Raw genomic sequence first — 12180 nt, forward strand, 5'->3', positions numbered from 1 at the left:
ACAACCCGCCGACGTCTCCACCACCCCACGGCAGCGACGGCCGACAGACCGTGTCGGACGATAGCGTGCCCCGCCCGCCCCGTTACCGCCGACCCATCGGATTCCCGACAACAACCAGACACGAAGAGTCACAAAACCCACCCAGGATCGTCACCCCGGGACACCAACGCCCTCACCGAGAGTGCACACCCCGGACCGACGGGACAACGTCACCAGCGGCAGCGCGACCGCGGGACACCACAGTGGACCGACTCAACCCGCCCGCCGCCGGGCCCGCCGCGCGGCCAACTCGTCGCCCACCGCGCCGCCCTCGGCAACCTCAGCCGGACCCGGCTCCACCGACACCGCCGCCGGCTCCGCCGGCAGATGCGACAACGAACCCTGGATCTCCTTGAACGCGCCACCGATCGCGATGCCGAACACCCCCTGGCCGCCCTGCAACAGGTCGACCACCTCCTCCGGCGAACGACACTCGTACACCGTCGTCCCATCAGAGATCAACGTGATGCCGGCCAGATCCGCCACGCCACGCGACCGCAACGCCTCGATCGCCTTGCGGATGTTCTGTAGCGACACCCCGGCGTCCAGCAGCCGCTTCACCACCTTCAACACCACCAGGTCGCGAAACGAGTACAACCGCTGGGTGCCCGAACCCGAGGCGTCCCGCACACTCGGCACCACCAGAGCCGTACGCGCCCAGTAATCCAGCTGGCGGTAACTGATCCCCACCGCGTGGCACGCCGTCACACCCCGGTACCCCACCGCACCGTCACCGTCAGTTGCCGACCCGGGCATCCCACCCGGCTCACCCGACACCGCACCCTGATCGGAATCCCGCGGCTCGTACATCCGGACAACCTCCCCGTCAGTGCGGTGCCACGCCACTTCCGGAACGCGCACCCCTCGACACGGCAACCCTATAGCGACCGCCAGGAGTTACCACGGAGAAACCGTCGCGACACGCCGCGCATCGACAGCGATGACCATCACCATAACCGACAGTCACCGCCCACACGGCCTTCCCACCGACACCGGCAGGGCCGAACCTCTCAGCCGGCGAAATCCTCCGGGCGCACCTGATCCAGGAACTCCCGGAACTTCTCCACCTCGTCCTCCTGCTCGTCGGGAATCACGATCCCCGCCTCGCTGAGGACCTGCTCGGCACAACGAATCGGCGCACCCACCCGCAACGCCAACGCGATCGAATCACTCGGCCGAGCCGAGACCCGCACCCCATCACCGATCAACAGATCAGCGAAGAACACGTTCTCCTTCAACTCGGTGATCTCCACCGCCCGCAACGGCGCCTTCAACGCCGACAACACATCCCGCAGAAGATCATGGGTCAACGGGCGCGGCGGCTTGACACCCTGCTGCTCGTAAGCGATCGCCGTCGCCTCGACCGCGCCGATCCAGATCGGCAGATAGCGGTCCCCCTCGACCTCCCTGAGCAGGACGATCGGCTGGTTGCTGGGCAACTCAACCCGAACCCCGACCACGCTCAGCTCGCGCACCGCCGCCTCCGTGTCGTTGTCACCTACGCCGCACCGCGCCCTTCCCTGCACGGTACACGGACCGCGACACGGCCGTCTCATGCGCTGCACGCACCCACGCCCGCGCCAGAAGAGGGGTTACCCCCGCAAGCCTACGCCACTCACGAACCGGCCGATCAGCACGCACACGCACCTCACCGCCCCAACGTCGAGCGCAAACCCACCCGCACCAACGCCGCATGCAACTGCTGCGACAACGCCACCAACTCCCGCGCCGTCTCCGCCGCCCGCGCCCGCGCCGCCGGATCACTCTGCCGCACCAACGGCGCCACCAACTGCGCGAACAAACCGACCTCACGATCGGCCGCCGTCCGATAACCCCGCAGATGCCGCGGCTGGAACCCGTACGCGGCCAGACCAGCCACCGCCCGCGCGATGATCAACGCATCGCCGTCATACCACCCCGGCGGATCCGACACCACCAGGCCGAGCCGCTCCAACTCACCCAACGTCGACTCGTCCAGCCCACTACGTGCCACCAACTCGGCACGATCCAACCGGACCTGCGCCGACTCGACCGCCGACGCCGCACCACGACCCGGCACCGCACCGTCAGGCCCCACCGCCACCAACGCCGGACGCGACCCCTCCGGCACCTCACCGTCGGTGTCCCAGCGCGCCAACTGCTCACGGATCACCCGCAACGGCAGATACTGATCCCGCTGCGCGGTCAGCACGAACCGCAACCGCGCCACATCGTCCCAGTCGTACTTCCGGTAACCCGCCGCCGTACGCTGCGGCTCCACCAGGCCCTCAGCCTCAAGAAACCGCAACTTCGAAATCGTCACGTCCGGAAAATCCGCCCGCAACTGGGCCAGCACCTCGCCGATACTCATCAACGGCGGGGCGCCACCCACCCCGGACGGCCTGGAGGCCGCAGGCTCGTTCACCCCCGGCCGGCCTCACCCTCCGGGCGCGGACCGGCGATGAACACCACCCGGAACTTACCGATCTGCACCTCGTCACCGTTGCTCAAGGTCGCCGCCTCGACCCGCTCCCGGTTCACGTACGTGCCGTTCAAACTGCCCACGTCCCGCACCGTGAACGTCCCACCATCCCGGTGGAACTCCGCGTGCCGACGCGACACCGTCACATCGTCGAGAAAGATGTCACTGTCCGGATGCCGCCCACTGGTCGTCACGTCATGATCCAACAGGAACCGGGCACCCGCGTTCGGCCCCCGCCGGACCACCAGAAGTGCCATCCCCGGCGGCAGCGAACCGGACATCCGGCTCGGCACCACATCGGTGTCCGGCCCCTCCAGCGCTTCCTCGAGCGAACCGAGATTGAGCGTCGACGTGACGTCGAGCGGGGGGAACTCGTCGCCTGGGCGAGTCATGGGGACCACCTCACGGAATCTGTTTCGGTCGGCGTCGGGAGACGGCGGGTCTGGCCGCCGGGCTCTCATCCACCCGGCGGCTGGCTCTCCGTGCCCCGAAAGGCTGTCCGCGACGCTCAACTAATGGGTTCTCGGTCGACTGGGCGAGCCTAGCCAGCGCCGAAAAACAGGGCAACCGGACGCGCGGCACACACCGCCCCGCCCGCACAGCACAAAAGCTCAGCTCTCCGTCAACTCGCGATACGCGTCCGCGCTCAACAGCGCGTCCACCGCCGCCGGATCCGACACCGCGATCTCCACCAACCAACCCGCGCCGTACGGATCACTGTTGATCACCTCGGGCGTGTCGACCAACGCCTCGTTGCGCGCCGACACCGTCCCGGCCACCGGGGCGTAGAGCTCCGACACACTCTTGGTCGACTCGATCTCACCCAACGACTCACCGGCCGCCACCGCCGCACCCGCCTCCGGCAACTGCACATACACGATGTCGCCAAGAGCATCCTGCGCGAAATGGGTGATGCCCACCCGAACGGCCCCACCGTCCGCGGCAGCCACCCACTCGTGCTCGGCGGTGTAACGCAGATCCTCAGGAATCACCAGCAGCGTCCTCATCCATCGCGACACCGGACCAACCGGTGCCGGCCCCGCCGACCTTCAGGAGACCGGACGGGCATGTTCCAGCGGGCGGGGATCGTGCAGCGCCGAGACCTCGGCAACCTCACGCTCCTCAACGATCACGTTACCGCCGTCACCGGCCACCGACGCGACCACCCCACCAGGAATGTTGAGCGCCGTACGCATCGTCGCCGGGTCACCCAGCACGGTGATCGTGAACGGCCCCGTCAACGGACGCCCGTCCACGATCAACGACCCGCCCTCCCCGTTCAGGAAATACGTCGACGCCACGATCCGCACCGTCGCCCGATCACCACCGGAGATCTGCATCGCCTCCGCCCCGGCACCCCGCAACTCCTGCACCGCGTCCAGCACCCGCACCGCCGAGATCGGCTTCGCCCCCGCCTGGAACCGCACCGTCAGACCCGGACCCCGCGCCGGCAACGTACCCGCCAGAATGCCCAACTCGTCCGCCCGCCGGGTCGCCTCCTCCAACGCGGCCTGACGCCCCTGCTCACCCGAACGCAACTGCCGCTGGCTCTCCTCCAACGCGGCGATGTCCTGCCGCAACCGGATCTCCCGCGCCTCCAGGTCGTACAGAATCCGGACCAGGTCCTCCTGCCGCGCCGCCGCCAACGACGAATCCGTCGTCGTCATCTTCAACTGCACCGCCAGAGTGAACCCCAGCAGCCCCAGCAACACCACGATCATCACCGCGGCGGAACTCAACCGCCGCCACGGCGGCACCACCGCGGCCGCCTCGGCGGGCTCCGCCGACACCGACCCGTCCGGCGCGGCCGACGGCTCCTCTTCCTCCGACGGGTGCCCCTGCGGCGACAACGGACTCAACTCGTCCGGATCCGGCGCCTCCGGACGCGGATCCGGCTCCCCCGCCGGGCCGTCCGGCCGTGCCGGCTCCGCCGGCTGCGGCCACCCCGTACCCGTCTGCGTGTGCTCGTCACTCACGCCACAAACCTACGCCCGGAACAGGTGCCGACGGATCGCCGCCACGTTGCCGAAGATACGAACCCCCAACACGACCACCACACCGGTGGACAACTGACCACCCACCCCCAACTGGTCACCCAGATACACGATCAGCGCGGCCACCAGCACGTTCGAGATGAACGACACCACGAACTGCTTGTCGTCGAAGATGCGGTCAAGCTTCGCCCGAACCCCACCGAACACCGCGTCCAACGCGGCCACCACCGCGATCGGCAGGTACGGCTGCAACGCCGCCGGCACCGTGGGATCAAGCCACAGCCCGAGCAGCACACCGGCCAACAGGGCCAGCACCGCGATCATCGACCACCTCCGGAGGGACTGGGGGACGTACCCGAGCCGGACGACTCGTCTGCACCCGACGACGACACGCTCGGACTCACCGCGGGCTCCGCGTAGCGTAGCCGCGGCTCCGGAGCAGCGGGCAGCGTGAGGTCGTCGGCGTCGCGCACCGCGAAGGAGACCCCCGTCACCTTCGCCACCTGGCGCATCGTCAACGCGCTCCCGCTGGCCTCGTACCGCTCGCGCATGCCGTCCGGTCCGATCGCGCTCACCTCGTACGGCCCGGTCACCGGACGGAAGTCGACAAGGATCGCCTGACCCGCGGAACGAATCGTCGACGTCGAGGTCAACCGCTGCCCGTTGATCGCGATCGCCTCGGCACCGGCCCCCCACAGGTCGTTCGCCACGCTCTGCAGATCAAGGTAGATCACCTGCGCCGGACCGGCGTCGGTGCCGCTGAGCGCGTCCTGACCAGCCGGCGCGTCCGCCAACTCCACCACCACACCGTCACCGCGCACCCGCCCCAGGCCGGTGCTCGCCTCCAGCTCCCGCAACCGGGCCGCGTGGGAACCACCCAACGCCGCCTCCCGCTGCCGGTTGACCTCCTCGCGCAGCTCCTCGGCTCGGGTCGACAGCGCGTCGGTCTCACCCTGCCGCTGCTTGATCTGCGCCACCAGGCCGGAGCGGGCCTGCGCACGACCCGGCTCCTCGGCCACCGTCTGCCGGTAGGCCACCGCGAACAGGAACCCGAGCAGCACGACCACCACCAGGCCGATCGGCCCCACCGACCAGCCCGACCGGGCCGCACGGCCGGTCTTCGCCAGGCGGGCCGCCGCGTCGGCGTAGCCCGGATCCAAGGGATTACGGAACAACTCGGTGAGAAAGTCCGGGGTGAAGCCCCTCGGCCCACGCCGGCTCTGACCGGGATCGTCGCTCATGACGGCCCTCCCCCGTGCGACAGCAGGGCGCTGAGTTGATGGTCTGCTCGCCGCCGCGCGCTCATGCCACCGTTTCCTGCCGATCGCGTACCGCCCGCACCAACTGCCTGGCCTGGATCACGTACAGCACACCGGCGATCCAGTAGAGCACCAGACCCCACCACGCCAGCGCCCAGCCGATCGCGCCACCGGCCGCCGCGACCGCCGGAACCACGGCGGCCAGCAGCAAAATCGGAAAGGCGGCCAGCAGCAGGAAGGTGGCCGTCTTGCCGACGTAGTGCACCGGCGGCGGCCCGTAGCCGTGCCGCCGCAGCACGCCGAGCGAGCCCAGCAGCAGCAGCTCCCGCGCCAGCAGCGCGGCGGTGAACTGCCACGGCACAACCTCACGGGCGGTGAACGCGATGAGGGTGGCGAGGATGTAGAGCCGGTCGGCGAGCGGGTCGAGCAGTTCACCCAGCCGGCTGACCTGTCCCAGCCGCCGGGCGATCCAGCCGTCCACCCAGTCGCTGGTGCCGCCGACGGCCAGCACCACGATCGCGGCGACGTCGGCGCGAGCCACCAGGAACAGGAAGAGGAACAGGGGCACACCCAGCAGACGGACGAAGCTGATCAGGTTCGGCCAGGTAAGCACCCGGTCGTCGCCGCCGCGGGCCTGCGGTCGCTCCGCCCGACCCGACACCGAACCTCCTCCGCGACGCGCTCGGGCACCGCGGCCCTGGTCCGCCGCGCGGCGTCGTACGCGTATCCAGCCGGCTGCTGCCGGCGCCCCCTGTGATTCCTGCCCGGCCGTCCATCGTCGATGATCACCGGCCGGCCGAATGCGCTGCCACTATAGCGGGCCGTCGCCGTGCTTCCGCTGCCCAGAGGCGGCGTGCCGGCTGCTGGTCGACTACTGTGACCGGGGTCACCGCGCGTAAGGCGTCCTAGGATACTGGGGTCAGGCGCTTCGGGTAGCCGCGCTCTGCGCCGTCGTCGCCGCCTGCCCGAAAGCCACGAGCGCCCCTAGCAGCTCCTGCTGCCCTCGGACCGGCATCCGTTCCAGGACGGCCCGCACCGCCTCGTGCCGGCGACAACGCACCTCCTCCAGCAGCACCTCGGCGGCGGCGGTCGGGGCCAGGCGCACCTCCCGACGATCCCGGGGGTCGACCGTGCGGCGCACCAGCCCGATCGCCTCCAGCCGGTCACAGAGCCGACTGGCCGATGAGGGCACCACGTCCAGCAGCTCGGCCAGCCCGTTGACGTTGGTCTCCGGGCGGACCCTGAGCAGGGACAGCACCCGTAGCTGGGTCGGCGACACCGCGAGCCGGTGCCGGTGGACGGCCGAGTCGAGCACGCCCACCAGCGCCTCGGCGGCCGCGTCGATCGCCGCGCTGAGCTCCGGTCGCTCCACCCGATGTCCCCTGCGATCGTTCCGCTGCCCACACCGACCCGCACCACGGGTCGGTCACACCTGATCCCGGCCGGCCGAGCCACGCCAGTCCAGGCAGACGACAACCGCGTCGTCGCGCAGGTCGGCGTCCGCGTGGAAGCTCTGCAACTCGCGCATCACCGTACCAACCGCCTCGGTCGGTGGCTGCAACCGTGTGGCCCGCATCGCCCGGGCCATCGCCCGCTCGCCGTAGGTCTCCCGGCCGCTCGGATCCGCCGCCCACACCCCGTCGGAGACGACGAACAACCGGTCCCCCGGGTCGAGGTCGAACTCCTGGAGGTCGTACCGGGTCTCGCCGAACATGCCCAGCGGTAGCTGCTGTTCCAGGGCGACCCGGGACACCGCGCCGCCCCGCACCCGCACCAGATGTGGTGAGCCGGCGTCCACCGCCCGCACCCGTCCGTTGGCACAATCCAGTTCGAGCAGCAGCGTGGCCACGTGCCGATCGCCCCGATGCTGGTAGTAGACCGTGTCGGAGGCCAGCTCGGCCTGTTCCACCAGGCCGCCACCGGAGCGACGGGCGTTGCGCATCGCGTTCACCGTCACCGCCGTCAACAGCGCGGCGGCCAGCCCGATACCGTCGCCGTTGAGCACGGTGACGGTGAGCCGACCCTCGTCCAGGGACCAGTCGAAGTGGTCACCACCCACCGTGTACGCCGGTTCGAGCTGACCCGCCAGTTGGAACGAGTCGTGGCTGACACTGCGCCCCGGCAACAGTTCCCACTGCAACTCCGCCGCCATGCTCAGCCGCTCCCGCCGCCGGGCCCGCCGGTAGCGGTCGGTCTCCCGGTCGGCGGCCCGCAGCGACATGGCCAGATCCCCGGCCATGTCGACCGCCGCGCGCACCATCGTCTCCGTCGGTTCGCCGGCCACCTCGACCATGAGCACGCCGAGCCGCTCACCCCACACCGTCAGCGGCAGGTGGATGCGGCACCGCCCGTCCTCACCGGACTCCCGGACCGGCTGCTGGCTGCTGAAGCAGCGCTGCACCGTACCCTGGACGTCCGGGCCGCCCGCGCCGACCTGGCGGGAGTCGAGCACCGGCCACAACCCGCTGATCCGGTAGTCGGCGATGTACACGGCGGTGCCCGACGCACCGAGCGCCGACCGGATGGCCAGGTCGGCGGCTTCGACCACGCGGTCGGGCGGGGCCTCGCGCAGGGCGCGGGAGATCCCTGTGGGCGCATCCGCCATGACCATCCTCCGAAAATTACTTGCTCTGGGGCAAGCATCATACGGAGGTGGGTCCACGCATGGTCACCCGGCCGACCGCATGGTGACAGCGCCGTGGAACGCCTTTGCCACCCGCGCCGGCGGGTCACCGGCACGATGCCGTGCACCCACCGGCCGGGCAGCGGAGCGGACGGACCCGCTGGACGCGTCGGGAACGAAGGCCCCGCATCGCCAGCGCCTGCCGACACGCGGCGATTTCCTCGGTGTCGTAGTCGATCGCCCGGTCGAGCAGGACCATCCCGACCGGTCACAGCACCCGTCGGGATCCACCATCGACGACGCTCCTTCGCCGGCCGCAAGCGTACCGACCTGAGCTCCCTCGGCGGTATCGCCCCGCTGGCCACCGGGGGACGGCGATACTGACCGGGACCGGTCCCGATGACGACCGAGCACGGGAGGCGACGGTGACCTCGGACAGCGGCGCGGCGGTGGTGGTCGGCGTGGATGGCTCCGAGCCCGCCCGCGCCGCGCTACGACTTGCCGCCACGACGGCCGCCCACCGCGACCGACCGCTGCGGGTGGTGCACGCCTTCATCTGGCCGACGCTGCACTCCCCCGTCCGTCCGGCCACGGAGAGCGGCCCCGACGGGGGTCTGCGAGCACAGGCGGAGCAACTGGTTGCCGCCGCCGTCGACGAGGCCGAGGCGACCGCGCCGGGGCTCCGGGTCACCGGCGAGATCGTCGACGGTGAGGCCACGGCCGTGTTGCTCGCCGAGGCGCCCACCGCGGCGATGGTGGTGCTCGGTGACCGCGGCGGCGGTGGGTTCGCGGCGCTGGTGCTCGGCTCGGTCGCAGTGAAGTTGGCCGCGTACGCCGACTGTCCGGTGCTGGTGGCGCGCGGCACGTCGCGCGCCGACGGCGAGGTCGTGGTCGGGGTGGACGGTTCGGAGCTGTCCCGCCGGGCCGTGGAGTTCGCCGTCCAGGAGGCCGCGCTGCGCGGCGCCGCGGTGCTCGCGCTGCACGCATACCGGCATCCGGTGTCCACCGGCCCGGGTGACATGCAGCCGCTGGTGTACGACGAGTCCGAGTTGCGGGCCGACGAGGACCGCGCGGTGGCCGAGTCCATCGCCGGGCTGACCGAGCGGTACCCCGAGGTGCAGATCACCCGCAGATCGGTGCGAGGTCGCGCCGCGCGGGTCCTCACCGACGCCTCCCGCCAGGCGCAACTGATGGTGGTCGGTGGACAGGGGCGTGGTGAGGTGACCGGGCTGCTGCTGGGTTCGGTGAGCCAGTCACTGCTGCACCACAGCCACTGTCCGGTCGCGGTGGTACGCGGCCCCCACCGACCGGCCGGCACGGTTGACGGCGGTTCAGGCGGGTAGACGGGGCGCGTCCGCCACCGGCGGCCAGCCGACGCCACGGCCACGACCGAACCGGCCACCGCCGCCGCGGCGACGAGGCGCCGAACAAAGGAGACAGTGATGCCCGGACCTCGACCCGGCAGCAACGCCTACGACAAGCAGCGTGCCCGCCTGCGCAACGCCATCGACGGCTCGGGCCGACGCACCCCGGACCAGAAGGCCGACGAGGCGGCGAACCGGATCCTGCGGGAGGACCGGGGCCGGCGCGGGGTCGTGCGGGGCGACCGCGCCTACGGACCGAAGGGCAACCGCGAGCCCGGAGATCCGAAGAAGTGAGGGCGAACGACCTGACCGACGGCCTCATCGCCGGGGCCGTCGGCACCACCGCGCTCAACATCGCGACCTACCTGGACATGACGGCCCGGGCCCGGCCGGCCAGCCAGACCCCGGAGCGCAGCGCCGGCAAGGTGGCCCGCATCGCCCATCTGTCCCTGGGAGCGCCGCAACAGGCGGACAACCGGCGCAGCGGCCTCGGTGCGCTGATGGGCTACGCCGTCGGTGCCGCCGCCGCCGTCGGCTTCGCCCTGCTGACCCGGGGCCGTCGACAGCCGCTGTTGCGGGCTGCCGTCCTGCTCGGCGGAGGCGTGATGACCCTGTCGGACGGATCGCTGACCCTGCTCGGCGTCACCGATCCGCGCACCTGGCGCCGCGTCGACTGGCTCGCCGACATCGGCCCGCACCTCGCCTTCGGGCTGACGGCCGCAGCCACCTGGAACCGGCTGCGGCCGTCGAGGTAGGACCGGTCCGGCTAGTGGTCGCTGTCGTCCTCGGCGACCGGCTGACCGCTCGGACCGTACGGCGACACCTGACCGTGCGGCACCGGACGGCCGGTGTCGCCCGGCGACGAGCCACGGTTACGGGGATGGCCCACCGGATCGGGGCCCTTGTTGTCCTGGCTGGTCTCACCGAGGGCGTTGCGCCGCAGTTCCTGCTGCTGCGGGTTCGTCACGGTGCTCTCCCTTCGCCGGTACGCGGCGCGCTGCCGCGTTCACCCGCGGCTTACCCGCCCCCGTCGGCGGCATTCCGGCACGGTCGGCCCGGCGAGGGCTAACCGTGCCGCCGGTGGGTACACCCCGAGGATGGGCGACCAACGGGCGCTGGCGCGGGCCCTGCTGACCCGCCGCACGTACGCCGAGGAGGCCGGCATCGCGCTGGCCGACCGGCCGGCGCCGCTGTACCAGCTGCTGGTGCTGGTCACGCTGCTCAGCACCCGGATCCGGGCGCAGGTCGGGGTGGCGGCGGCCCGGGAACTCTTCGCGGCCGGCTACCGCACCCCGCAGGCCATGGAGGCCGCCAGTTGGCAGCAACGGGTCGACGCACTGGGTCGCGGCCACTACCGCCGCTACGACGAGCGGACCGCCACGATGCTCGGCTCCGGCGCCCGGCTCTGTCTGGACCGCTGGCACGGCGACCTGCGCCGGCTGCACCGGGAGGCGGCCGGCGAGCCGAGGCAGCTGCGTCGGCTGCTCACCGAGTTCCCCGGCATCGGACCCACCGGGGCGGACATCTTCCTGCGCGAGGTGCAGTCGGTCTGGCCGGAGCTGCGCCCGTACGCCGACCGACGGGCGGTGGCCGGGGCCCGACGGCTCGGTCTGCCGGCCACCACGGACCGGTTGGCCCGGCTCGTCGACGACGTCGACTTCGGTCGGCTCGCCTCGGCACTGGTCCGGGTCGCCCTCGGTGAGGAGTCGGCCGGGCAGATCAGCCGCGCCGCCGCCACCCGCTGAGCGCCGTCACTTCGCCGCGTCACCGCCGGGCCTGGTCAGATACCACACCAGCAACGACGCCAGCAACGCCAGCACCACCAGCCCGCCGGAGAGACCGCGCCCCTCCTCCGGCGACCGGCCGGTGGTGCCGAAGTAGATGACGGCGAGGCCGGCGAGCACCGCGAGGAACTTCCGGATGCCTCGGTCCTTCACAGTCGGCACCGTACGCGCCACCAGACCCGATTGGTGGTTTTGCGGCATTATGTCCCCCGCAGGAGGGAGCGTTCAGTCGACCTCCAGATCGTCGAGGGAGATCTTGTGGCTCATCAGCCACCGGGCCAACGCCGACATGCCGAACAGCCACAGCGGCGCGGACTCGGTGGTGCCGTTCGTCGCGTAGACGGCGAACCGCAGGTCCGGCGCCCGGTACGCCTCGATCCGCCACCGGTGCTGCCGGTCCCGCCAGACCGCGGAGGGGTCCATGCCGTCACCGTAGGTGCCCGGGCCCGGTCCGGGGCGACGATGCGCTCAATCCACCACCACGACCCGGGCGTCGTCCGGCAGTCGCCGGGTCAGTCCCCGCCGGTCCAGCAACTCCAGCAACGGCACCGCCACCCGGCGGGTCGTGTCGAGCGCCTGCCGGGCGGCACTGAGGGTGAACGGCTGCGGCAGCCCGCTCAGCACCCGGACCGCCTGGTGCGGCGCGCCGGGCGGCA

General features: G+C 71.3%; 19 protein-coding genes. 4 read left to right on the plus strand and 15 right to left on the minus strand.

Translation table 11 applies throughout. The features are described 5' to 3' along the window. Positions 1-252 precede the first annotated feature (252 nt). The 11 genes from ENC19_RS27140 to ENC19_RS27190 form a co-directional block, all read right to left on the minus strand. Positions 253-849 (minus strand): MerR family transcriptional regulator, encoded by a 597-nt coding sequence (locus ENC19_RS27140; RefSeq protein WP_164449894.1) that lies wholly within the window; start codon positions 847-849, stop codon positions 253-255. A 200-nt stretch (positions 850-1049) separates the two neighbouring features. Then, positions 1050-1514, minus strand: coding sequence for a bifunctional nuclease family protein (locus tag ENC19_RS27145; RefSeq protein WP_164449895.1), 465 nt, complete (start codon positions 1512-1514; stop codon positions 1050-1052). Between the two features lie 173 nt (positions 1515-1687). Next, positions 1688-2389, minus strand: a complete 702-nt coding sequence (gene ftsR / locus ENC19_RS27150) for a transcriptional regulator FtsR (protein WP_164449896.1) — start codon at positions 2387-2389, stop codon at positions 1688-1690. Positions 2390-2439: 50 nt separating this feature from the next. Continuing rightward, a complete protein-coding gene (gene odhI, locus ENC19_RS27155; RefSeq protein WP_093402417.1) occupies positions 2440-2892 on the minus strand; it encodes an oxoglutarate dehydrogenase inhibitor Odhl in 453 nt (150 codons plus the stop codon). A gap of 219 nt (positions 2893-3111) precedes the next feature. Continuing rightward, the gene (gene gcvH / locus ENC19_RS27160) at positions 3112-3492 is read right to left on the minus strand and encodes a glycine cleavage system protein GcvH (RefSeq protein WP_164449897.1); all 381 of its coding nucleotides are present in this window, start codon (positions 3490-3492) and stop codon (positions 3112-3114) included. Between the two features lie 57 nt (positions 3493-3549). Then, positions 3550-4476, minus strand: coding sequence for a DUF881 domain-containing protein (locus ENC19_RS27165; protein ID WP_164449898.1), 927 nt, complete (start codon positions 4474-4476; stop codon positions 3550-3552). A gap of 9 nt (positions 4477-4485) precedes the next feature. Then, the gene (locus tag ENC19_RS27170; protein ID WP_093402419.1) at positions 4486-4818 is read right to left on the minus strand and encodes a small basic family protein; all 333 of its coding nucleotides are present in this window, start codon (positions 4816-4818) and stop codon (positions 4486-4488) included. Next, positions 4815-5735 carry a DUF881 domain-containing protein gene (locus ENC19_RS27175; protein WP_164449899.1) on the minus strand — a complete coding sequence of 307 codons (921 nt, stop codon included), beginning with the start codon at positions 5733-5735 and terminating at the stop codon, positions 4815-4817. The genes ENC19_RS27170 and ENC19_RS27175 overlap by 4 nt, the downstream gene beginning before the upstream one ends. A gap of 61 nt (positions 5736-5796) precedes the next feature. Further along, a complete protein-coding gene (locus tag ENC19_RS27180) occupies positions 5797-6414 on the minus strand; it encodes a CDP-alcohol phosphatidyltransferase family protein (protein WP_164449900.1) in 618 nt (205 codons plus the stop codon). Between the two features lie 258 nt (positions 6415-6672). Then, a complete protein-coding gene (locus ENC19_RS27185) occupies positions 6673-7125 on the minus strand; it encodes a MarR family winged helix-turn-helix transcriptional regulator (protein ID WP_164449901.1) in 453 nt (150 codons plus the stop codon). Between the two features lie 54 nt (positions 7126-7179). Then, positions 7180-8358 (minus strand): PP2C family protein-serine/threonine phosphatase, encoded by a 1179-nt coding sequence (locus ENC19_RS27190; RefSeq protein WP_164449902.1) that lies wholly within the window; start codon positions 8356-8358, stop codon positions 7180-7182. A 443-nt stretch (positions 8359-8801) separates the two neighbouring features. Between ENC19_RS27190 and ENC19_RS27195 the strand changes: the two genes are divergently transcribed. The 3 genes from ENC19_RS27195 (at position 8802) to ENC19_RS27205 (ending at position 10495) form a co-directional block, all read left to right on the plus strand. Continuing rightward, the gene (locus tag ENC19_RS27195; RefSeq protein ID WP_164449903.1) at positions 8802-9719 is read left to right on the plus strand and encodes a universal stress protein; all 918 of its coding nucleotides are present in this window, start codon (positions 8802-8804) and stop codon (positions 9717-9719) included. Positions 9720-9818: 99 nt separating this feature from the next. Next, the gene (locus ENC19_RS27200) at positions 9819-10034 is read left to right on the plus strand and encodes a phosphatidylethanolamine-binding protein (protein ID WP_164449904.1); all 216 of its coding nucleotides are present in this window, start codon (positions 9819-9821) and stop codon (positions 10032-10034) included. Then, entirely contained in the window at positions 10031-10495 is a 465-nt protein-coding gene (locus ENC19_RS27205; protein ID WP_164449905.1) for a hypothetical protein, read from the plus strand. Before ENC19_RS27200 ends, ENC19_RS27205 begins: the two co-directional genes overlap by 4 nt. 11 nt (positions 10496-10506) lie before the next feature. On the opposite strand, the gene ENC19_RS27210 is transcribed toward ENC19_RS27205, so the two are convergent. Then, positions 10507-10707, minus strand: a complete 201-nt coding sequence (locus ENC19_RS27210; RefSeq protein WP_164449906.1) for a hypothetical protein — start codon at positions 10705-10707, stop codon at positions 10507-10509. A 130-nt stretch (positions 10708-10837) separates the two neighbouring features. Here ENC19_RS27210 and ENC19_RS27215 point away from each other — a divergent pair, with 130 nt between their 5' ends. Continuing rightward, positions 10838-11485 carry a hypothetical protein gene (locus ENC19_RS27215; protein WP_164449907.1) on the plus strand — a complete coding sequence of 216 codons (648 nt, stop codon included), beginning with the start codon at positions 10838-10840 and terminating at the stop codon, positions 11483-11485. 6 nt (positions 11486-11491) lie between these two features. On the opposite strand, the gene ENC19_RS27220 is transcribed toward ENC19_RS27215, so the two are convergent. The 3 genes from ENC19_RS27220 to ENC19_RS27230 all read right to left on the minus strand — a co-directional run. Then, complete coding sequence (locus tag ENC19_RS27220) at positions 11492-11677, minus strand: hypothetical protein (RefSeq protein ID WP_164449908.1); 186 nt, start codon at positions 11675-11677, stop codon at positions 11492-11494. A gap of 72 nt (positions 11678-11749) precedes the next feature. After that, positions 11750-11947, minus strand: a complete 198-nt coding sequence (locus ENC19_RS27225; protein ID WP_093402430.1) for a hypothetical protein — start codon at positions 11945-11947, stop codon at positions 11750-11752. 45 nt (positions 11948-11992) lie between these two features. Then, a partial coding sequence (locus ENC19_RS27230; RefSeq protein WP_208021035.1) for a SelB domain-containing protein occupies positions 11993-12180 on the minus strand: 188 nt, incomplete at its 5' end.

The organism is Verrucosispora sioxanthis (genome assembly GCF_010560025.1).
Taxonomy (GTDB): Bacteria; Actinomycetota; Actinomycetes; order Mycobacteriales; family Micromonosporaceae; genus Micromonospora; species Micromonospora palythoicola.